This is a genomic window from Nocardia wallacei (assembly GCF_029868745.1).
Classification (GTDB): Bacteria; Actinomycetota; Actinomycetes; order Mycobacteriales; family Mycobacteriaceae; genus Nocardia; species Nocardia wallacei_B.
Genome location: NZ_JARWOP010000335.1, coordinates 1 through 21,927, shown reverse-complemented (window position 1 = coordinate 21,927; position 21,927 = coordinate 1). Strand labels below are relative to the sequence as shown.

Genomic DNA, 21,927 nt, shown 5'->3' with positions numbered 1-21,927 from the left:
CGAACCCGCTGGACCAACGGTATCGAAAACCGAAACCGAGGCAAGGCCGTTCAAATGGCGTTCGACACCGCGGCGGTATCGAACGGCACTCGGGCGCCGCTGTGAAAACACGGCGAGATACGCTCGCAGCGTCAGGCGGCAGCGACAGGAGAATCATGGCAATCAGTGCGATCGCACCGGAGGTATTGCAGCACATACTGTCCGAATACGGTATCCCGGCCGATTCGGCGACCACCCTGCTGAATCTCGACGACGGCGATCACCATCACGATCCCGCCTGGCGGGTCGACACCGGCGGCGATCCGATGGTGTTGCGGCTGATCGCCGAGCGGGAATGGTCGTGGCTCGGCCACCAGTGGTACAGCGACGAGCTGCTGAGCGCCCAGTTGCGGTTCGTGGACCACCTGCAGCAGCGGCGGATTCCCTTTCCGGCCCGCCGCGTCCCGTCCGGCGGCGAGTGGGTCGTCGCGCACGGCGCGGATACCCGGTATCGAGCTGTCGGATTCGAGTGGCTGCCCGCCGACGCGGGAATAGAGACGCCCACCGAGGCCATTGCGCACGGCGCCGGACGGCTGCTCGCATCTCTGCACGGCGCCGCAACGGATTTCACCCGGACCGAGGGACTCGGGACCGAGAGCCTGCTCGGCTGGGCGAGACAGGTGGCCGACGAACTCTCCGCACTGACCGTCGGGATGCCGGCGACGATCGGCCGGATCATGAGCCGGCATGTGGATGACATTCGCCGGCAAGTGGATTCGGTCGGCGAGCTGTCCTGCCGCCTGGCCGGCCACGGTGACCTCAACGTGCCCAACGTCCTGATTCGGCGCGGCGCGGTGGTGGGCGCCGTCGACATCGGCCGGATAGCGTTGATCGATCCGACCGAGGAACTTGCCAACGTGGTGCGCTGGTTCAGTGAGCGGAAGATAGACGGGAAGCGCGTGCCCGAACCGGCACTGGCAGCGGCGGTCGTGGCGGGCTATCGGAGTACGTCGGCGGGACAAGCGATTTCGGCACCTCTTCCCGAATTGACCTGGCTCAGCGCCGCGACCGCGCCGCATCTGTTCTTTCCGGTGCGCAAGGCGCTGGCCGCCGGTACGGCGGTGGACGAGGACTGGCTGGCCGCCCGCATCGACGCGCGCCGCACCGAGGCCGATCGGCTGCGGGACATCACGCGTGCTCTGACTCGCGGTCGGGCCTGATCCGGGTGGCGTGTCCGGCCCGCCGGGCGCGTGCTGTGCCTCCGGTCTCAGCCGAGCAGACTGTCGATGTGCCGCACGAGCGTGCTCGGCGGACCCGCGGTGCGGCAGGTCATGAAGCGCGTGCCCGCTATGAGACGGTGGACGACAGTAGTTGTGGAAGCAGTGCTCGTGTCGCCGATTCCGAGCCAATCCTCCGGCCAGAGCGGATCGACCGGCGAATAACAGTTGCGTCGCAACGTCTCTCGCACATGCTCCGCGGTCCCTTCGATCCACCCTGTTCCGACCAGCTCCGGGCCCGGCAGCAGCACGGCCTCGAGCGGCCCCCCGCAGGACGATCCGATGCCGGTCCATCTGGCCAGTTCGCCGGGCAGCCGCTCCAGCTTCGCCTTCCTGTTCCGCTCGGGATTCCAGCACGGTTGACCAATCCAGTTCTGCCAGCCGAACATTCGCACGGTCCGGTCGTCGAGACGGATCGCCGACGGCAGGCCGACCACCTCTATGCCGTCGTCGTTCGGTCGCACCAAGGTGCGTTCGTTCGCGACGAGTTCACCGCCGCCGTAGACGCACAGTGCCAAGGCGAGCGTGGTCTTGCCCGCTCCCGAGTCGCCGACCAGCAGTACGACCCCGCCCGAAGGCATTCGGACGCTGCTGGCATGAAAGCAGGAGAAGCCCTCCGCACGTAGTTGCCGATACCACAGCTCGCGGAGATATCGGACGCCGAAACGACAACGATCCGGGCCGGGGATCGCGGCTACCGTAAGGCGCCCGGGACCGTGGCGGACGACGTGATCGGGCACCGCGTCGGTGTCGAAATACAGCCGGTCTTCGCCGTGGCGCAGCACACGCATGCGGGATGACCTGGTCGGTCGGCAGTACTCGGGCGGCCGGTCGGCGGCGGCCGCGACCAAGGCGGTGAGTGCCTCGGGCGAGGTGACCACATCCACGAGTTCGTCGCCGGACACGGGAGCATCGGTGCCGCGCAGCACATCTCGGGCATAACGCAGCGTGTTCGGTTCGTCGGTGAGGTACCGGGCGGAGCGGTCGGCGAGTGCCACTCCGGCGACCGTGAGACCCGTGCCGAGTTCTGCTGTGCCGAAGATGTCTTCCACTGCGGCGTCGACGGCCGGCGTAGCGCTCACCGCGGCCACCCGCCGGGTCATGAGCACACACCCTCGCCGGTCCGCGCTCTACCGGCCAGCGTCACCCGATCGGGCTTGCCGGAACGCAACTTCGGCAACTCGTCGAGCAGAACCAGGCGGAGCGCACACCGACCCGGATCGACGACGGTGGCGACGCGTTCGCGCAAGGTGGCCGAGGTGGTCCCACCCTCGCCCGGGCCGCGCACGACCGCGTAGAGGGTCACCGCCTCGCCGAGCGAGGCATGCGACCGGGACACACAGCAGGCATCACGCACCCCGGGCAGGCGGCGAACGGCGCGCTCGATCTCCTCCAGCGAAACACCCAGCCCGCCACACTTCGCGATGTGTTTGATGCGGCCGGTGATCGAGAGATACGCCCGGCCGTCCGGACCCGCTGCGAACCTGCCCAGATCCCCGGTGCGCAACCAACCACCGTGCAGGGCAGCCGCATTCGCCTCCGGGTTGCCCAGATACCCGGTCATGATCGAGTGGCCGCGCACGCAGACCTCGCCGATCTCGCCCTCGGACACCTCGGCATCGCGCTCGTCCAGCACCGCCACCTCGCATCCGGGCAGCGCCGAACCGACCGGCGGCGCTTCGGTTTTCGTCATCAACGCCAGGTAGTCCGCCTCGGACAGATCTGTGGGCATGGTGGTCGCGAAGTTCATGCACTCGCTCAGGCCGTACCCCTGGACCACCCGTAGCCGGAAGCGGTCCCACAGCGACTCGACGGTCGCCGCATGCAGCGGAGCGGCGGCACTGACGACATATCGCAGTTCGGCCGGGATGCTCCCGCCACGAGTCTCGGCCATGACGCCCAGAACGCTCGGAACCGTCGTCGCGATGGTCGCACGGAACTGCTCCAGCACTCGCACAAAATGCAGCGGGTCGAAACGATGCACCAGCACCGCATGCCCACCGGCGAGCAGGGTGGCGACGATACCGAATTCGAGACCGTTGACGTGAGAAACGGGAAGCGGGCAGACGAGCGTGGTACCCACACCGAGCCGGTGGTGCCGGGCGACGGCTTCGGCATTGACCGCTATCGAATAGCCGCTCTGGGCAACGGGTTTCGAGGCCGCAGTGGATCCGGTGGTGAATACCACGACCGCCGTGCGCCAGGGGCTCGCGAGTTCGGGAGTCACGACCCGCGGCGGGGCCGGGGGCAGCACCACCTTGCCGTTGTCCGTGGTCTCCACCAGCGGACAGGCCAGGGCGGCCAGCATCTCGGTCCGGCGTTCGACGGTTTCGGCGGAATCTATGAGCACCGCCGCGGCGCCGGCCCGGATGATCGCGAACACGGTCGTCAGGGAATCGATCGTGTTCTCCACCAAGGTGGCCAGTGTTCCCCCGATCCCGGTCTCGGCCGACGGGATTCGTTGTGCACGCTCCTCGATATCCCGCCAGAGTTGCGCGTAGCTGATGGATCGCGTCGGCTCGCCCCGCGGGGTCACCTCGGTGATGGCGGTTCGCGTGGCGTGGCGGGCCGCGGCCGCGCGCAGCCGCTCCATCAGCTCCGGCGGATTCAGCAGGGGCCGGTCCCAGGGCCGCCCTCGGTACAGGTGCGGATCGGACATCACGCCCCACCTCCCAGCGCGACGTCCACGTCGTCGGCGATCATCGCCGATTCCAGCCGGTCGGCGAGGTCTTCCCAGGTCCTGGCGTTGGCGCGAGCCAGCTTGGCCAGCGAACCGCGACAGTGCGCCGGTATGTCGCCGGTGATCCGCTCCCACGATTCGACGTCGACCACCGCGGCGGCAATCCGGCGGAGCAACAGCCGGCCCCGGTCGTTGAACCGCAGCGACGGATCGTTGTACAGGTTGCGCAGAATGTGGTTCTGGATCGACGCCGACACGGTGCGAGCGGTCGCGGGGTCGGCGTGAATGCCGGACGGCTCGGGCGTGGTCGACTGCGGTACCAGCGCTACGTGGGAGCCCGCAGGAACGGGTGCGCCGATATTCTTGTAGCGCGGAACGACAGGCTCCGACCGCGATATGCGGTCACGAACATCTTTGGCCGTACCGACCGAAATCCCCGCTTCCTTGGCGATTTCCCGCAGTGACGCATCGGGTCGCGCAGCGATGATCCGGGCGGCCGCGACTCTGCCCTCCGCGACTTCGCGGCGGCAAATTCGGCCGTCCTTGCCGATCCGGTTGTTCGAGTGGGAATTTTCTCCACTCGAACACCTCCGCTCGGCGCCGACGGTCTTGTGCGACAACCCGACCGTGTCGGCGATGACGCGATCAGACCATTGCGGGTGAGAGACCATCAAACGGCGGGCGGCGTCCTTGCGCTCGGCCAGGGAGAGCGGAAGCCCGTGCGCGACATTCATCCGCACGGCCAGCGCGAAGGCGTCGGCGGCGGTGCCGTCGAAGAACCTGACGGCAATGGTCTTCCGGCGGCAGGCGACCGCCGCCTGCAGCCGGTGCGCCCCGTCCACGACGCTCATCGTCGCCCGATGCACCAGAATGGGCGGTAGTCCCTCGGCCAGCTCCGCGAGGAGATTCACGTGGGTGCCGCTCGTCGTGCCACGGACCCGCTGCACATTCTCGAGCGATATCGATTCCACCGGCACGTTCTCGACGGGCAGCGCGGAAATCCATGCGAGCGAGGAGAATGTCACCGAAAAATCGTCCCCTGTCGCACGCACAGAATTGTCCGGACCGAAATCCGTCATGTTTCCTCCCGAAAGCCACACATCTGCTCCCCGACAGTAGAGGCGGCATTGTGGGCGGGCAACCGATTCAGGGGTGGTGAACTGCTCGAATGCAGCCCGAACAGCACGGATGGGATATCCGGTCCGGACGTCATCGGACATTTGTCACGAACGATCTCGCGGATATCCGGTCCGGACGAAAAATTCCCGTTCTGACATGCGCGTATTGCGCAGAAATATTTGCTCCGGATATCGACGCGCCGGCGTGGAACATAATGTCCGCCATATGGCGAATCCGAAGGGAATTCTGTTCTGCACGGCAGCAGCATTGCTGTTCGCCGCGCCGGCCGCATTCCTGCCCCACTTCGACAGCGCACCGACGGACCTTCCTGGGACCTGCGATATGAACCCGCCGCCGATCGTCACCCCGCCCCAGTGCGTGTAGCGCACACGAGCGACGAACTGGGCACCGTCGCCTCGACCTGGGTCGGATCGCTCTGACTCTGGCGCCGGCACGAACGTGATTCGCGGAGGCACGCCCGGAATCCCGGTCGGAACGCGTGTTCGAATCCGAATTCCGGTAGCGTTGTCGGCACCATGACTACCCCGATGTCTCGTCCGCACGAATCCGGGTCGCACGGGCCCCGCCCGGGCGTTCCGCTGCCCGGTCAGCATGTGGGGGGCGCGAACCCCGCGGAGTTCGCCGACCCCCAGCAGGTGCGCACGGAGATCGATGCCCTGCTGGCGGAACTGTCTGCGGGAGCGCGCAGTTCGGAGTCGGCGGGCCTGGCGGCCGCGCTGCCGACCTCGGCGAACGCGGGCACCGACATCACCCGGCGGGCCCGCATCCTGGAGCAGGCACACGAGGTGCTGGTCCAGGCCCTGGCGACGGTGGACAAGATCTGAGTTGGCCAGGCGCGCGCGGGTGGACGCCGAACTGGTTCGCCGCGGATTGGCGCGGTCGCGGGAGCACGCGGTCGAGCTGATCGGCGCGGGCCGCGTCCTGATCAACGGCACGGTCGCGTCCAAGCCCGCGACGGCCGTGGAACCGGGTATCCCGCTGCTGGTGCGCGAGGAACCCGACGAGGTGCAGTGGGCATCGCGGGGCGCGCACAAACTACTGGGCGCGCTCGCGGCGTTCGAACCGCAGGGCGTCACCGTCTCGGGACGGCGCTGCCTCGATGCCGGCGCCTCGACCGGCGGCTTCACCGATGTGCTGCTGGCGCGGGGCGCTCGCGAGGTGGTGGCGGTGGACGTCGGCTACGGCCAGCTGATCTGGCGGTTGCAGAACGACGACCGGGTACGGATTCACGATCGCACCAATGTGCGGTCGTTGACGGCCGACGCGATCGGCGGGACTGTCGAACTCGTGGTCGCCGATCTGTCGTTCATCTCGCTGGGGCTGGTCCTGCCGGCCTTGGCGCAGTGCTGCGCGCCCGGAGCGGACCTGTTGCCCATGGTGAAACCGCAATTCGAGGTGGGCAAGCAGCGAGTAGGCTCCGGCGGCGTGGTGCGTGATCCGGAACTGCGGGCCGAGGCGGTGCGCGAGGTGGCGGCCGCGGCCGCGAACCTCGGGCTGGCGACGCACGGTGTGGTGGCCAGCCCGCTGCCCGGGCCGTCCGGCAATGTCGAATACTTCCTGTGGTTGCGCAAGGAAATCGGCGGCCACGTCGCGGAGCAGGATGTCGCGGCGCTGGTGCGGCGGGCGGTCGAGGAGGGGCCACAGTGAAACGGGACATCCTGCTCGTCGCGCATCCCGGCCGCCCGGAACTCACCGAGACCGCGCACCGGATGGCGAAGATCTTCGAGGACGCCGGAATCGGGCTGCGCCTGCTGGAGGACGAGGCCTACAGCACCCGGCTGGACTGCGACGAGACCGGCACCCCCGACGGTTTTCCGGTGCAGGTCGTCTCGCACGGCCCGGACGCCGCCGCGGGCTGTGAGATGGTGCTGGCGCTCGGCGGTGACGGCACTTTCCTGCGCGCCGCGGAGATGGCTCGCGCGGCGCGGGTGCCGGTGCTGGGAATCAACCTGGGCCGCATCGGTTTTCTCACCGAGGCCGAGGCCGAGCATCTCGACGACGCGCTGGCCCAGGTGGTGCGCGGCGATTACCGCATCGAGCGGCGGATGACGATAGATGTCAGTGTCCGCGTCGATGATGTAGTCGTGGAACGCGGATGGGCCCTGAACGAGGCCAGCATCGAGAACGCCGCCCGGATGGGCGTGCTGGAGGTGGTGCTGGAGGTCGACGGCCGCCCCGTGTCCCAATTCGGCTGCGACGGGGTGTTGATCGCGACCCCGACCGGTTCCACCGCCTACGCGTTCTCCGCGGGCGGCCCGGTGGTGTGGCCGGAACTGGAGGCGCTGCTCGTGATCCCGAGCAACGCCCACGCCCTGTTCGCGCGGCCGCTGGTGACCAGCCCGGAGTCGCGCATCGCGGTGGAAACCGTGGCGACGGGCCATGACGCGATCGTTTTCCTGGACGGCCGCCGCACGCTCGCGCTGCCGAAGGGCGGGCGGTTCGAGGCGGTGCGGGGGACCGAGCCGGTGCATTGGGTGCGGCTGGATTCCGCGCCCTTCGCCGACCGGATGGTGCGCAAATTCCAACTGCCCGTGACCGGCTGGCGAGGTCGGTCGCCGGAGCGGTCGGGCCGAACGGAGAGCACGAGTGCTGACAGAGATCAGGATTGACGGCCTGGGCGTCATTTCCACCGCCACAGCGCAATTCCACGCGGGGCTGACCTGCCTGACCGGCGAGACGGGCGCGGGCAAGACGATGGTGGTGACGAGCCTGCACCTGCTCGGCGGGGCGCGCGCCGACGCGGGCCGGGTGCGCCAGGGCGCCGCGCGGGCCGTCGTGGAGGGCAGGTTCACCGTCGACGAGGTGCACGACGGCGCCCGCGACGAGGTCGAGAAGGTACTGGAATCGGCTGGGGCGCAACGCGATGACGACGGCAGCATCATCGCCGTGCGGACCGTCGGCAGCGACGGGCGCTCGCGCGCGCACCTGGGCGGGCGCAGTGTGCCCGCGGCGGTGCTGAACGATTTCACCGCGCCGCTGCTCACCGTGCACGGCCAGAACGACCAGCTCCGCCTGCAGCGCCCCGAACAGCAGCTGCGGGCCCTCGACCAGTTCGCCGGGGCGGCGATGGACGGGTTGCTGCGCAAGTATCAGCTGGCCCGCCGGACCTGGCTGCAAGCGCGCGCGGAACTGCTGGAGCGCACCGCACGCAGCCGCGAACTGGCGCTGGAGGCCGACCGGCTGAAGTACTCGCTGGACGAGATCGACTCCATCGCACCGGAACCCGGCGAGGACGAGCGCATCGTCGCCGAGGTGCGCCGGTTGTCGGATCTGGATTCGCTGCGCGAGTCGGCGACCTCGGCGCACGACGCGCTGGCCGGTCCGGCCGATTCGCCAGGTGAGGGCTCGGGGGCGCTGGATCTGCTCGGCAGCGCGCGGGCCCGGCTGGAATCGGCGGAGGATCGGGCGCTGGCGGAGCTGGCGCCGCGGCTCGGCGAGGCGATCTCGGTGGTGGTCGACGTCACCACCGAACTCAGCACCTATCTGTCGGATCTGCCGTCGGATCCGAGCGCGCTGGACTCGCTGCTGAACCGGCAGGCCGAATTGAAAACGCTGACAAGGAAATACGCGCCCGATATCGACGGTGTGCGCGCCTGGGCCGAGGAGGCGCGGGGCCGCCTGGACTCGCTCGACGTATCCGACGAGGCCCTCGCCGCCCTCGCCGCCGAGGTGGAGAACGCCGCGGATCAGGTGCGCGAGACGGCGAAGAAGCTGTCCGCCGCGCGGACGAAGGCCGCCAAGAAGCTGGCCGCGGCGGTGAGTTCCGAATTGTCCGGCCTGGCGATGGGCCGCGCCAAGCTCGAGGTGGCGGTGCGGCCGGTGCCCGCCGCGGCCCAGGATTCGGCCCCGATCACGGTGGACGGCAAGGAATTACACGCCGGGGCCGCCGGTGTCGACGAGGTGGAGTTCCGGCTGTCGGCGCACTCGGGGGCGCAGTCGCTGCCGTTGAGCAAGAGCGCGTCCGGGGGTGAGCTGTCGCGGGTGATGCTGGCGCTCGAGGTGGTGCTGTCCAGCTCCGAGCACGGCGCCACCATGGTGTTCGACGAGGTCGACGCCGGGGTGGGCGGCCGCGCCGCGGTCGAGATCGGCCGCCGCCTGGCCCGGCTGGCCCGCACCCACCAGGTCATCGTGGTCACTCACCTGCCGCAGGTGGCCGCCTTCGCCGACACCCACCTGGTGGTCGACAAGGTTGACGACGGTAAGGGCGTCAACAGCGGCGTCCACGCCCTCACCAACGACGAACGAGTGAAAGAACTGGCCCGCATGCTCGCCGGCCTGGACGACACCGAAACCGGCCGCGCCCACGCCGAAGAACTCCTGGAGACCGCCCGTACGGAGAAGGACAGCACACCCGCCGCCAGCTGAGGATCTCCCGCTACTTGACGGCGGCCTTGCGGGCGGCGCTGAGGAACGGGCTGATGAGGCCCTTCAGGAGGAGCTGGGTGAGGGCCGCGGGGACGGGGACCTTGGGATCGGAGTCCATGCGGTAGGTCACCAGGGTGCCGCCGCCGGGAGCGTCGGCGAAGGTGATGGTGCCGGTGTGGCTGCGGACGGGCGCGCCGGCGACGATCTTGTACGCCATGCGCTCGTTGGGGACCAGTTCGGTGGTCTCCTCGGTGATGCCGACGCCGCCGAGACCGACGCGGTAGCGGGCGCCGACACCGGCGGGCTCGGGCGAGCCGGGCTGCTTCAGGGTGAACTTGACCGGCAGATAGCCGTTGAGGCTGTCGCGCTCGGTGAACAGTTTGTACACCACCTCGCGCGGGGCGGGAACGACGGTGTCGAGGGTGGTGCTTGCCATGACTTCTCCTTCGAGCGTGCGTACCCGTGCGGGCCGCCGGTGTGCCGTGTGGCACAGCATATCGGTACCCCCTCGAGCCCGTAGCTGGCGCGTCGCTGGCATCACTGTGACGAATCAGGTAGCGGAAATCGGCGCGCCTCCACCACGGGTTGAGGGTTTGGGCTCATCATCGGACGTCATGAAGATGCTGGCACTGCTGTCGAGAAGCACCGAAACGCTGCCCGGTGTGTCCGGGATAGCCCGGGTCGACCGCAACACCCGGCGTCTGCTCAAACGGGTCGGACCGGGCGACGTCGTGGTGCTCGACGAGATGGATCTGGATCGGCTCACCGCCGACCAGCTGGTCGAGGCGGGCGTGGTGGCCGTCGTGAACGCCTCCCCGTCGATTTCCGGACGCTATCCGAATCTGGGCCCGGAAGTGCTGGTGGCCAACGGGATTCTGCTGCTGGACGCGGTGTCCTCGGACGTCTTCACCAAGATCAAGGACGGGGTGAAGGTCCGGGTCGACGAGGGCGTCGTCTACGCCGACCGGCTCACCAAGAAGGTGCCGGAAGCACTGGTCGAGGGCATCGAGTTGACCGAATCGGCGATCGCCGAGCGCATGATCGCCGCCCGCAACGGCCTGGCCGACCACCTGGAAGCGTTCGCGGGCAACACGATCGAGTTCGTCCGCACCGAAAGTGCCTTGCTGATCGACGGTCTCGGCATGCCGGACCTCGAATTATCCATGCGCAAGCGGCATGTCGTGGTGGTCGCCGACGGGTCCGACCATCGAGACGATTTGAAATCGCTCAAGCCCTTCATCAAGGAGTACGCGCCGATCCTGGTCGGGGTGGGCCGCGGCGCCGACACGCTGACGCGCTGCGGCTACCGGCCGGACCTGATCGTCGGCGATCCCGAGGAGATCACCGCAACCACGCTGAAGTGCGGCGCCGAGGTGATCCTGCCCGCCGACACCGACGGGCACGCCAAGGGCCTGGAGCGCATCCAGGATTTGGGCATCGGCGCCACCACGTTCCCGTCGTCGGGTTCGGCGACGGATCTGGCGCTGCTGCTCGCCGACCACCACGGCGCGTCGCTCATCGTCACCTGCGGCGCGGCCGCCTCGCTGGACGACTTCTTCGACCGCAGCCGCCGCGAATCCAACCCGGCGACATTCCTGACCAGGCTCAAGGCCGGGTCGAAGCTCATGGACGCGAAGGCCGTCGCGACGCTGTACCGGCACCAGACCTCGGGCTGGGCGGCGGCACTGCTGGTGCTGGCGGCGCTGATCGCGTTGATCGTGGCCCTGCTGGTCTCGCAGCACACCGGCGGCGCGGCGCTGGACTGGGCGCGCGACACCTGGCAGCACGCCGAATCCTGGGCGCGAGGACTGCTGGACCGAAAACTGTAAGGGGGACAGGTGATTTCGCTACGACGGCACGCCGTTCCGATCGCCGCGGTGCTGCTCGCGGTCGCGGTCGGCGTGGTACTGGGCGCACAACTGCGCGCCGGCCCCTTGCAGACCGACCGGAGTGACCGGCGAGCCGGGTCGCTGGCAGCCGAGAACGGCGAACTCACCGACCGATTACGGGCCGCAGACGCCTTCATCGCGCGGTCTGCGGGACGGTTGCTGGCCGGGACGCTGACCGACCGCACGGTGCTGGTGTTCACCACGCCCGACGCCGATGCCGCCGACGCCGAGGCGGTCACCAAGTCGCTGACGACGGCCGGCGCGGTGGTCGGCGGCAAGGTCGCGCTGACCGACGCGTTCGTGGACTCCGGGCAGGGCGACCGGCTGCGCACCGCGCTCACGAACATGATCCCAGCGGGCGCGCAACTGCCCACCGGAGCCGTCGATCAAGGCAGCCTGGCCGGCGACCTGCTGGGCGTGGCACTGCTCACCGATCCCGGCAGCGGGCAGCCCCGCGCCACCGATCAGGAACGCGGATTGATCCTCGACACGCTGCGGGGCGGCGGGTTCCTCACCGCCGACACGGTGCACCCCGCGCAGCTCGCCGTGGTGGTGACCGGCGACGGCGCGCGGGCCGACGAGAACAACCGCGGGTCGATCGTCGGCCGTTTCGCCGGGGGCCTGAAGGGGCGCGCCGCCGGTGTGGTGCTGGCCGGACGGTCGGGCGCCGCCGCGGGGTCGGGCCCGATCGCCGTCGTGCGCGGCGATTCCCAGCTCGGCGCGGCGGTCACCACGGTCGACAATGTCGATTACGAGATCGGCCGCGTCACAACGGCACTCGCGCTCGGCGAGCAGCTGAACGGCGTGATCGGCCGCTACGGCACGGGGGACCGGGCGAGTTCGCTGACCGTCGCCGCCGCGCCGCAGTGACGCTCGGGGCCTCGCGCGGCACACATCCGGACAATCGTGTGGAGGGGCGTTGACGACCCTGCCGACCCGGCCGTTGCCGGGGCAGGCGGGGTCGATGTGCCCGCAGCGCCGGGTGGGGCGGAAGTGACGAAAGAAGTGCCAGCCATCCCGCGGCTACCTCGCGTGGCGTGCGCTTCGCAAGCGTTTTTCGTGTTAACGTGAAGTCCCGTGGGTCAATCACGGATTCCGGCGCTCTCTCCCCATCAGACTGCCACCAAGCTCATCTTCGTCAGTGGTGGTGTCGCCTCCTCTCTGGGTAAGGGACTTACCGCCTCCAGCCTCGGCCAACTGCTCACCGCGCGCGGTCTGCGCGTGACGATGCAGAAGCTCGATCCCTATCTCAACGTCGATCCCGGCACCATGAACCCCTTCCAGCACGGTGAGGTGTTCGTGACCGAGGACGGCGCGGAGACGGATCTCGACGTCGGCCACTACGAGCGCTTCCTCGACCGGGATCTGTCGCAGGACGCCAATGTCACCACCGGTCAGGTCTATTCGTCGGTGATCGCCAAGGAACGCCGCGGCGAGTATCTCGGCGACACCGTCCAGGTGATCCCGCACATCACCGACGAGATCAAGAGCCGGGTGCTGGCCACCGTCGGCCCGGATCTGTACGGCCAGGTCCCGGACGTGGTGATCGTCGAGATCGGCGGTACCGTCGGCGATATCGAGTCGCAGCCCTTCCTGGAGGCGGCCCGGCAGATCCGGCACGAGGTGGGGCGGGAGAACGTCTTCTTCCTGCACGTCACCCTGGTGCCCTACCTGGCGCCGTCGGGCGAGCTGAAGACCAAGCCGACCCAGCACTCCGTCGCCGCGCTGCGCAACATCGGTATCCAGCCCGACGCGCTGATCCTGCGCTGCGATCGCGAGGTGCCGCCGGGGCTGAAGAACAAGATCGCCCTGATGTGCGATGTCGACGTCGACGCCTGCATCTCGACCCCGGACGCGCCGTCGATCTACGACATCCCGCGCGTGCTGCACCGCGAGGGCCTGGACGCCTATGTGGTGCGCAAGCTGGGCCTGCCGTTCCGCGACGTGGACTGGACCGTGTGGGGCGATCTGCTCGACCGGGTGCACAATCCTCGCGAGCACGTCACCGTCGCGCTGGTCGGCAAGTACGTGGATCTGCCCGACGCCTACCTGTCGGTGACCGAGGCGCTGCGCTCGGGCGGCTTCGCGGCCAAGGCGAAGGTGAATATCCGCTGGGTCCAGTCCGACGAGTGCGAGACGCCCGCCGGCGCCCAGCAGCACCTGCACGATGTGGACGCCGTGCTCATCCCGGGCGGGTTCGGCATCCGCGGCATCGAGGGCAAGGTCGGCGCCATCCACTACGCGCGCACCCGCGGCATTCCGCTGCTCGGACTGTGCCTGGGGCTGCAGTGCATGGTGATCGAGGCGGCCCGCTCGGTCGGTCTGGAGGACGCGAACTCGGCCGAGTTCGAGCCCGACACCGAGCACCCGGTGATCTCGACCATGGCCGACCAGCAGCAGGCCGTGGCCGGGGAGGCGGACCTCGGCGGCACCATGCGGCTGGGCGCGTATCCCGCTGTGCTGCAACCGGATTCGGTGGTGGCGCAGGCGTACGGAGCTACCGAGGTGTCCGAGCGGCATCGGCATCGCTTCGAGGTGAACAACGCCTACCGCGACAAGATCGCCCAGAGCGGCCTGCGGTTCAGCGGCACCTCCCCGGACGGGCATCTGGTCGAGTTCGTCGAACTGCCCGCCGACCGGCACCCGTATTTCGTTGCCACCCAGGCGCATCCGGAATTGAAGAGTCGCCCCACCCGCCCGCATCCGCTGTTCGCCGGGCTGGTCAACGCCGCGCTGAAATACAAGGCGGCCGAACGGCTTCCGGTCGACATCGAGGGTGACATCACCGTCGACGAGGGGGAGCGGGTCGCCCGGTGACCGCGACTCCCGGCAGCCACGACTTCGAGACGGTCGCCAGCCGCACGGTGTACTCGGGTGCGATCCTGGCGCTGCGGCTGGACCAGGTGGCGATGCCGGGCGGGCGGGTCGCCGAACGCGAGGTGATCGAGCATCACGGCGCCGTCGCCGTCGCCGCGCTGGACGACGACGGCAACGTGGTGCTGATCAACCAGTACCGGCACCCGGTGGGCCGCCGCCTGCTCGAGTTGCCCGCCGGCCTGCTCGACCAGCCCGGCGAGGATCCGCTCGCCGCGGCCCGCCGCGAACTCGCCGAAGAGACCGGCCTCGCCGCCCGGGAGTGGTCGGTGCTGGTCGATGTGGCTCTGTCGCCGGGCTTCACCGACGAATCGCTGCGCATCTATCTCGCCACCGGACTGCACGAAACCGACCGTCCCGAGCCGGAATTGGAGGAGGCGGACATCGAGATCGTGCGGTTGCCGCTGGACGCGGCAGTGCGCGCGGCGCTCGCCGGTGAGATCGTCAACGCGACCGCGGTGGCGGGCGTGCTGGCGCTGTCCACCGCGCGTGCCCGGGAGATTCCGCTGCGCCCGGCCGACGCGCCGTGGCCGGGGATGCCGACGGCGTTCCTGCGACGCAAGACCGAGCAGGCGGCGCGCGCCGCGGAGTAACGGAACCGGTCGGTGTCCGGCCCGGACGGTGAAAGCGCATGCGACTCATGCAATCCGAATCTCGCAGATCCGGGTTGCCGCCGGGTTCCTGGTCTCGCGCCGCTCTGGTATGCATGTGGGTATGCGCAAGGCGAACCCGGTGTCGGTCACCCTGGATCCGCGGGTGGCCGCCCGGGCGCGAGAGGTCGTATGAGACGCGGTGAGGTCTGGCGGTACGCGCCGGTGCTGCCCGACGGCACCCCGGCGCCGCGCCGTACCACCGTGGTGGTGGTGTCGGACCCGGCGGTGATCACCTCGCCGTACCGCTGGCTGCATGTCGTCCCGTTCGCCGAGGACGACCCGGGGCACGTGCTGACCATCCACACCTGCCACGGCTGGGCCGACGCGCTCGAGTTCCATCGGGTCTACCGGGTGTGGCTGGCCGAACTGGCCGGTGAGCTGTCCGCCGACGAAATGGACGCGCTGGACACCCGGCTGCGGGCCGCCCTGAGTCTGTAGGGGTGGGCGGACGCGTGTCTCGTCCGGCGTGGAGCCGGGTGCTGCTGCCATGATGTGACCCGTGGATGTCCAGCCGCACCGGGGGACGCGGCAGTAGGGAGCGACGGGTGTTGCAGCGGCAGATCCAGGCGTACCTCGACCATCTGACGGTCGAGCGCGGCGCGGCGCGCAACACCTTCAGCGCCTACCGGCGCGATCTCGAACGGTATCGGGAGTTTCTCTCGCGGCGCGAGATCGACGGGTTGGACCGGGTCACCGAGAGCGATATCGCCGACTTCGTGGTGGCCTTGCGCGCCGGGGGCGACGGACACCCGCCGCTGGCGGCCAGCTCGGCCGCCCGGGGCCTGGTCGCGGTGCGCGGGCTGCACCGGTTCGCCGCGGCCGAGGGCATCACCGCGGGCGATGTCGCGCACGCGGTCAAACCGCCGGCCCCCGCCCGCCGATTGCCGAAAGCCCTTCCATACGACCAGGTTTCGCGGTTGCTGGAGGCGGCCGGCGGTACCGGGCAGGCAGACGGGGGACCGCGGGGTCTGCGCGATCGCGCCCTGCTCGAGCTGCTGTACTCGACCGGCGCCCGCATCTCCGAGGTCGTCGGGCTCGACGTCGACGACATCGACACCGCGGACCGCGCGGTCGTGCTGCACGGCAAGGGCGGCAAGCAGCGCATGGTCCCGATCGGCCGCCCGGCGCTGGCGGCCCTGGACGCCTACCTGGTCCGCGGCCGGCCCGCACTGGCGTTGCGCGGCAAGGGAAATCCGGCGTTGTTCTGCAATGCCCGCGGCGGCCGGCTGTCGCGGCAGAGCGCCTGGCAGGTGCTGCAGGACGCGGCGGAACGCGCGGGCATCGGCGCCACGGTCTCGCCGCACACCCTGCGGCATTCGTTCGCGACGCACCTGCTCGACGGCGGTGCGGACGTCCGGGTGGTGCAGGAACTGCTGGGGCACGCATCGGTGACGACCACCCAGATCTACACGCTCGTCACGGTGAACACTCTGCACGAGGTGTGGGCGACCGCGCACCCGCGAGCCAGGTGACCCGGACCGAATCTCAACGGAAGTTCAAGTTACCCGGACTGGCGAATCCCGGTACCGGGCCTGTGGCATATTGTTTCCTCGGGTTAGCTCGCGGCGGATCAGGAGGCAGAATCATTTCCAGCTACAGGCTGCCGGACGGGCGGATTCCCGTCGTACTCTCCGCCGAGAACTCCGACCTGCTGATGCGTGAAGCCGTCGCGGTGCGCGGCTATCTCGACGAGCATCCCGACGCGGGCGCCGATCAGATATCCGCGGCGTTGCTGCGGACCCGTACGGTACGGCCGCACCGGGCGCTCGCCATGGTCTCCGGTCGCGAGGATCTGCGCCGCGCCCTGGACGCCGCGGTGTCCGGCGACGCCGACCCGGCCGTCGTGCGCGGCGACGGGCCGGCCACCGCACAGCGGACCGGATTCGTGTTCCCCGGGCAGGGCAGCCAGCGGCCGGGCATGGGCCGGATCTACTACGACCGCTCGGCGGCCTACCGCGCCCGCGTCGACGAGTGCGCGGTCATCCTCGGCGACGAACTCGGAGCACCCGAGCCGCTGCACTATCTACTGGTCGAGGACGACCAGTACACCGACGACATCGGCGTGCTGCAACCGGCGCTGTTCATGCACACCCTCGGGCTGGCCGCGATGTGGCTGGCGGCCGGCGTCGCTCCGACGGTGACGATCGGGCACAGCCAGGGCGAGCTGGCGGCGGCCGTGGTGTGCGGCATGTGCACCGTGCGCGACGCGCTGGTGGCGACGAAGGTGCGCGCCGACCTCATCGCCGAGCACGCACCGCGCGGCTACACGATGGCCGTGCTCGGGGTGGACGTCGCCGCCTGTGAGTCGCTCATCGCCCGCAATATCGGCTGGCTGAAACTGTCGGTGGTGAACTCGCCCAATATCGTCGCGGTCTCGGGTCACCGGGCGGCGGTGCTGGAGGTCATCGAATCCGTCCGGGCGAGCGCGCGATTCGCCAAGGAGATCCGCGTCGACTATCCGGCGCACACCGACGTCGTCGCGCCCTATCGGCGGATCGCCGTCGAGGGCGTGCGAAAGCACCTGTACGAGTGGACCTTCAACGACTCCGATATGCCGCTGTTCGCCTCGACCATCGGCGGCCGGATGCCGCCGGGCCTGCCGCAGGCGGAATTCTGGTTCCTGAACCTGCGCAACCGGGTGCGGTTCGACCAGGCCACCATGGCCGCCGCGGACAGCGCGGACCTGTTCGTCGAACTGGCCGACAACCCGATGCTCGCGCTGGCGGTACAGGAGAATCTGTTCACCGCCCGATCCCGTGCGGCGGAGCACGTGCCCGACACCGGGTTCCGGCTCGTCGGCACCTCCCGCCGCGACGCTGAGGATCTCACCGAATTCACCCGTAACCTCGCCACCGTCGCCGTGAGCGACCTGCACTTTCGCTGGGACCTGCTCGTCGACGGCGCGGTCACGAAGCCCGGTCCGGCCGCGCCGCAAGGATTTCCCCAGCGCGCGGTCGCCGACGCGGCGGACACCGGCGAGGACATTCCCGACTGGATCGTGCCGCCGCAGGAGATTGCCGACTGATCTCACGGACCGGCCGGTCTCTCCTCCCGGAATCGGTCGGTGCCGGTCGCGGCCACGATTAGTGTTGACTCCGATGCGGTATTCATGTTCACACTCGATGCCGGACCATGTTGCGGGCATGCTCACAGAGCGTGTCCGAGCATAGGTCTTGCGCTCACAAGCGGTAGCGTCTATGGGGTCTGGATGCGACCCTGGGTGACGTCGGGTGGGAAAGACTTCCCGCGGCGCTCGGCGGGGCATTTGGGCAGGAAAATTGAAGGAGCAGCGGATATGACGACAGCCGACGCGGCCGAACCGCCGATCAGAGCTGCGGCAGAACCGCTTTCACAGACCCGGCCAGGCTCGCGCATCGAGCAGGCGGCCCAAACCTTGTGGGAGGCGAAGGACATCGTGGCGGACGGCACGGAACTCGGCCCGACCGGTCGCCCCTTGCGCGAAATTCCGGAACCTCCGCCCGTGACCGGGGAGGGCGAGGCGCTGATCGTCGCCATGTGCAACCAGAAGGGCGGCGTCGGCAAGACCACCTCCACCATCAATCTCGGTGCCGCGCTGGCCGAGTACGGGCGCCGCGTGCTGCTGGTCGATCTGGATCCGCAGGGCGCGTTATCGGCGGGCTTGGGCGTCGCGCACCACGATCTCGACCTCACTGTGCACAATCTGCTGGTCGGCGGCCGCGCGGGCGCGGGCGATGTGCTGATGAAGACCAAGGTCGACCACATGGACCTGCTACCCAGCAATATCGACCTGTCGGCCGCGGAGATCCAGCTGGTCAACGAGGTCGGCCGGGAACAGACCCTGGGCCGCGCGCTGGCGTCGCTGCGGGGCAGCTACGACTACATCCTCATCGACTGCCAGCCGTCGCTGGGCTTGCTCACCGTCAACGCGCTGGCCTGCGCCGACGGCGTGATCATTCCCATGGAGTGCGAATACTTCTCGCTGCGCGGGCTGGCGCTGCTCACCGACACCGTGGAGAAAGTACGGGACCGGCTGAACCCGCGACTGAGCCTGTCCGGCATCGTGGTCACCATGTTCGACGCGCGATTGCTGCATTCGCGGCAGGTCATGTCCCGGGTGGTCGAGGTGTTCGGTGACCTGGTGTACGACACCGTGATCAACCGGACCGTGCGCTTCCCGGATGCCAGCGTGGCCGGTGAGCCGATCACCACTTGGGCACCGAAATCCGCTGGCGCGGAAGCGTATAGGGCGATGGCACGGGAAGTCATCCACCGGTCGGGCCGGTGACGGAGACCGTCCAGCCAGCAGTTCAGGACTTGCCCGCCCCGGATCAGGATTCGCCGAGTTCCGCCGATGATTCGGCCGCACCGGACAATCCGGACAGATCGACCGGATTCCATCTGCGGCTGAGCAACTTCGAGGGTCCGTTCGACCTGCTGCTGCAATTGATCAGCCAGCGTCGGCTGGACGTCACCGAGGTGGCATTGCATCAGGTCACCGACGAATTCATCGCCTACACCAAGGTGCTGACGGCGAGCCTGGACGCCGACCCGACGCTGCGCGCGGACAAGATCCTCGACCAGACCACCGAATTCCTGGTGGTGGCCGCGACGCTGCTGGATCTGAAGGCCGCGCGGTTGCTGCCCGCCGGCGAGGTCGCCGACGAGGACGATCTGGAACTGCTGGAGGCCCGCGACCTGCTGTTCGCGCGGTTGCTGCAATACCGGGCGTTCAAGCAGGTCGCCGAGCTGCTGGGGGAGCTGGAGCAGGCGGCGCTGCGGAGGTATCCGCGGGCGGTGTCGCTGGAGGAGCGATTCCTGGAGCTGCTGCCGGACGTTACGCTGGGGGTCGACGCCGCCGGTTTCGCCGAGGTCGCCGCGGCGGCGTTCCGGCCACGGCCGACGCCGAAGGTGGGGCTGGACCATCTGCACGCCCACGCCATCTCGGTGGCCGAACAGGCCGCGCTGGTGCTGGAGATGCTGAAGACCCGCGGGGTGGGCGGCTGGACCACCTTCCCCGAACTGTGCGCCGACTGCGACGTACCGATCCAGATCGTCGCCCGTTTCCTGGCGCTGCTGGAGCTGTACCGAGGCAAGACGATCGAATTCGACCAGCCCGACCCGCTCGGGCCACTGGCGGTCAGCTGGGTCGGTGAACCGGAGGACCAGCCCGCCCAACCGCTGACAATCGACGAGGACTACGGGTGACGAAAGACAGCGAGGCCATCAACCCCGCCGACGCGGATCGGACTTCCGCACCTGTCCGGCAGACCGCGGGGGAGATCGCGGCAGAACTTGTGCGTGCCGCGGGCACCGATACGACTGTGGGTACCAGTACCGCTGCTGCGAGTGATGCCGGTGCCGACATGGCGGCTACCGAAGCGAGCGTTGATGTGGGGGCGCAGGCGCATGCTGACGTGGAGGTGGGTGTCGGGGCGGAGTCGCGTGTCGATTCCGGTGATGCGGGTGAGGTGGCGGTCGACCTTGATGGTGAGGACCGCGGGCGGAACGGTAGCGCGGTCGGGATCTCGGATGAGGACCGGGAAGGCGTGCCCGAAATTCTCGATGACGAGGAGTTCCGGGCGGCGTTGGAGGCGATGTTGTTGATCGTGGACGCGCCGGCGCCGGTGGACTTGCTGGCTTCGGCGCTGGACGACAGTGAGCAACGGGTGCAGTCGGCGTTGCGGGAGATGTCGGCGGAGTTGACGGCGCGGCGCAGCGGTATGGACCTGCGATTCGTGGGCGATGGGTGGCGTTACTACACTCGAACCGACTTCGCGCCGTACGTCGAGCGGATGCTGCTGGACGGGGCGCGGTCGAAACTCACCAGGGCCGCTTTGGAGACTCTGGCGGTCATCGCCTATCGTCAACCGGTTACGCGAGCACGGGTCAGCGCCGTGCGTGGAGTGAACGTCGACGGCGTGATCCGGACCCTGGTGGCACGCGGCCTCATCGCCGAGGCCGGGACCGATCCGGAGACCAACGGCACCCTGTACGTCACGACCGAGCTGTTCCTGGAACGCATCGGGCTCGCGTCGCTGACGGAACTGCCGTCGTTGGCGCCCCTGCTGCCGGGCGTCGACCTGATCGACGAGATCAACGACAGCCTGGACACCGACCCTCGGTACACCAAGCTGAGGAAACCCGCCGAGGCCGACATCGACCTCGGCTCACAAGATTGACAGGACAACGTGAATACACCCGCTCGCCGAGATGGCACACCGGATCGCAGAAAACGTAGCGCCGAACCACCGCGTGGTTCCGCCCGTGGGCGCGGCGCCCAGGGTGCACGCGGGGAAAGCCGCGGCGGCTACTCGGGTCGCGGGGGCGACGGCCCCAGCGGAAACTCCAGCCGCGGGGGCGAAGGCTCCGGCGGAAATTACGGTCGCCGCGGCGACAGCGGAAGCGGCTACTCCGGCCGCGGCGGGAACACCGGCGGCGGTTACTCCAGCCGTGGCGGAGACGGCGGCGGCTACGCGGGCCGTGGCGGGGACAAGAGCGGTGGCTACTCCGGGCGCGGTGGGGACAGCGGCGGTTACTCCCGGCGCGGCGGAGACAAGGACAGTGGTTACTCGGGACGCGGCGGGGATGCCGGCGGCTACTCGGCACGGGGAGACCGAACCGGTGGCTACTCCGGACGCGGCAGCTCGGATCGGCAAGGCCGCGGCTACAGCGCGGGCCAGGACGATCGCGGCGGTTTCGGGGGACGGTCGGGTTCGGATCGATCCGATCGGAGCGACTTCCCGCGCCGCGGGGGAGCATCGGGCGGCGGCAATCCCCAAGGGCGCGGCGGTTATTCGAAGGACCGGGGCGGTAGCTCGGAGGGCCGCGGCTTTTCGCAGGATCGCGGTGGTAGCTCGCTGGGTCGTGGTTTTTCGCAGGATCGCGGTGGTAGCTCGCAGGGTCGTGGTTTTTCGCAGGACCGCGGTGGTAGCTCGCAGGGTCGTGGTTTTTCGCAGGACCGTGGCGGTAGCTCGCAGGGTCGTGGTTTTTGGCAGGATCGGGGCGGTAGTTACCAAGGCCGCGGTTATTAGCAGGATCGTGGGGGTAGTTAGCAGGGTGGTGGTTTTTAGGAAGAGCGGGGGGGGGTA

The 21,927-nt window shown here is 69.0% G+C and carries 20 protein-coding genes; 16 read left to right on the top strand and 4 right to left on the bottom strand.

Going from position 1 to position 21,927, the window contains the following annotated elements; genetic code table 11:
• The first annotated feature begins 155 nt into the window (after positions 1-155).
• Entirely contained in the window at positions 156-1,199 is a 1,044-nt protein-coding gene (locus tag QH470_RS31035) for a phosphotransferase enzyme family protein (protein WP_280275927.1), read from the top strand.
• A gap of 47 nt (positions 1,200-1,246) precedes the next feature.
• Here QH470_RS31035 and QH470_RS31030 read toward each other — a convergent pair whose 3' ends face one another.
• Genes QH470_RS31030 through QH470_RS31020 form a run of 3 tightly spaced genes read right to left on the bottom strand, consistent with a single transcriptional unit; the run spans position 1,247 to position 4,961 of the window.
• The gene (locus QH470_RS31030) at positions 1,247-2,359 is read right to left on the bottom strand and encodes a hypothetical protein (protein WP_280275926.1); all 1,113 of its coding nucleotides are present in this window, start codon (positions 2,357-2,359) and stop codon (positions 1,247-1,249) included.
• On the bottom strand, positions 2,356-3,915 hold the full coding sequence (locus QH470_RS31025) for a class I adenylate-forming enzyme family protein (RefSeq protein WP_280275925.1): 1,560 nt from the start codon (positions 3,913-3,915) through the stop codon (positions 2,356-2,358). The genes QH470_RS31030 and QH470_RS31025 overlap by 4 nt, the downstream gene beginning before the upstream one ends.
• Entirely contained in the window at positions 3,915-4,961 is a 1,047-nt protein-coding gene (locus QH470_RS31020) for a ParB/RepB/Spo0J family partition protein (RefSeq protein ID WP_280275924.1), read from the bottom strand. Before QH470_RS31020 ends, QH470_RS31025 begins: the two co-directional genes overlap by 1 nt.
• A gap of 319 nt (positions 4,962-5,280) precedes the next feature.
• Between QH470_RS31020 and QH470_RS31015 the strand changes: the two genes are divergently transcribed.
• From QH470_RS31015 to recN, 5 genes are all read left to right on the top strand, one after another.
• Positions 5,281-5,439, top strand: a complete 159-nt coding sequence (locus tag QH470_RS31015) for a hypothetical protein (protein ID WP_280275923.1) — start codon at positions 5,281-5,283, stop codon at positions 5,437-5,439.
• Positions 5,440-5,591: 152 nt separating this feature from the next.
• A complete protein-coding gene (locus QH470_RS31010) occupies positions 5,592-5,900 on the top strand; it encodes a hypothetical protein (protein WP_280275922.1) in 309 nt (102 codons plus the stop codon).
• 1 nt (position 5,901) lies between these two features.
• Positions 5,902-6,723, top strand: coding sequence for a TlyA family RNA methyltransferase (locus QH470_RS31005; protein ID WP_280275921.1), 822 nt, complete (start codon positions 5,902-5,904; stop codon positions 6,721-6,723).
• On the top strand, positions 6,720-7,685 hold the full coding sequence (locus QH470_RS31000; protein WP_280275920.1) for an NAD kinase: 966 nt from the start codon (positions 6,720-6,722) through the stop codon (positions 7,683-7,685). Before QH470_RS31005 ends, QH470_RS31000 begins: the two co-directional genes overlap by 4 nt.
• Complete coding sequence (recN, locus tag QH470_RS30995; RefSeq protein WP_280275919.1) at positions 7,663-9,441, top strand: DNA repair protein RecN; 1,779 nt, start codon at positions 7,663-7,665, stop codon at positions 9,439-9,441. The genes QH470_RS31000 and recN overlap by 23 nt, the downstream gene beginning before the upstream one ends.
• A gap of 10 nt (positions 9,442-9,451) precedes the next feature.
• Here the strand turns inward: recN and QH470_RS30990 are convergent, their stop codons facing one another.
• On the bottom strand, positions 9,452-9,877 hold the full coding sequence (locus QH470_RS30990) for an SRPBCC family protein (RefSeq protein ID WP_280275918.1): 426 nt from the start codon (positions 9,875-9,877) through the stop codon (positions 9,452-9,454).
• 178 nt (positions 9,878-10,055) lie between these two features.
• Between QH470_RS30990 and steA the strand changes: the two genes are divergently transcribed.
• The 10 genes from steA to scpB all read left to right on the top strand — a co-directional run bounded on the left by steA (position 10,056) and on the right by scpB (position 21,018).
• On the top strand, positions 10,056-11,270 hold the full coding sequence (gene steA / locus QH470_RS30985; RefSeq protein ID WP_280275917.1) for a putative cytokinetic ring protein SteA: 1,215 nt from the start codon (positions 10,056-10,058) through the stop codon (positions 11,268-11,270).
• Between the two features lie 9 nt (positions 11,271-11,279).
• Positions 11,280-12,200: a copper transporter gene (locus QH470_RS30980; protein ID WP_280275916.1), complete on the top strand. Its 921-nt coding sequence runs from the start codon at positions 11,280-11,282 to the stop codon at positions 12,198-12,200.
• Between the two features lie 207 nt (positions 12,201-12,407).
• On the top strand, positions 12,408-14,147 hold the full coding sequence (locus tag QH470_RS30975; RefSeq protein ID WP_280275915.1) for a CTP synthase: 1,740 nt from the start codon (positions 12,408-12,410) through the stop codon (positions 14,145-14,147).
• A complete protein-coding gene (locus QH470_RS30970; RefSeq protein WP_280275914.1) occupies positions 14,144-14,797 on the top strand; it encodes an NUDIX domain-containing protein in 654 nt (217 codons plus the stop codon). The genes QH470_RS30975 and QH470_RS30970 overlap by 4 nt, the downstream gene beginning before the upstream one ends.
• 189 nt (positions 14,798-14,986) lie before the next feature.
• Positions 14,987-15,295 (top strand): hypothetical protein, encoded by a 309-nt coding sequence (locus tag QH470_RS30965; RefSeq protein ID WP_280275913.1) that lies wholly within the window; start codon positions 14,987-14,989, stop codon positions 15,293-15,295.
• Between the two features lie 65 nt (positions 15,296-15,360).
• The gene (gene xerD, locus QH470_RS30960; protein WP_280275912.1) at positions 15,361-16,329 is read left to right on the top strand and encodes a site-specific tyrosine recombinase XerD; all 969 of its coding nucleotides are present in this window, start codon (positions 15,361-15,363) and stop codon (positions 16,327-16,329) included.
• 182 nt (positions 16,330-16,511) lie between these two features.
• Complete coding sequence (locus QH470_RS30955) at positions 16,512-17,882, top strand: acyltransferase domain-containing protein (protein WP_280275911.1); 1,371 nt, start codon at positions 16,512-16,514, stop codon at positions 17,880-17,882.
• Between the two features lie 270 nt (positions 17,883-18,152).
• Positions 18,153-19,124 (top strand): ParA family protein, encoded by a 972-nt coding sequence (locus QH470_RS30950; protein ID WP_280275910.1) that lies wholly within the window; start codon positions 18,153-18,155, stop codon positions 19,122-19,124.
• Complete coding sequence (locus tag QH470_RS30945; RefSeq protein ID WP_400182605.1) at positions 19,121-20,044, top strand: segregation and condensation protein A; 924 nt, start codon at positions 19,121-19,123, stop codon at positions 20,042-20,044. Before QH470_RS30950 ends, QH470_RS30945 begins: the two co-directional genes overlap by 4 nt.
• Positions 20,045-20,202: 158 nt before the next feature.
• Positions 20,203-21,018 carry an SMC-Scp complex subunit ScpB gene (gene scpB, locus QH470_RS30940; RefSeq protein ID WP_280275948.1) on the top strand — a complete coding sequence of 272 codons (816 nt, stop codon included), beginning with the start codon at positions 20,203-20,205 and terminating at the stop codon, positions 21,016-21,018.
• The last annotated feature ends 909 nt before the right edge of the window (positions 21,019-21,927 follow it).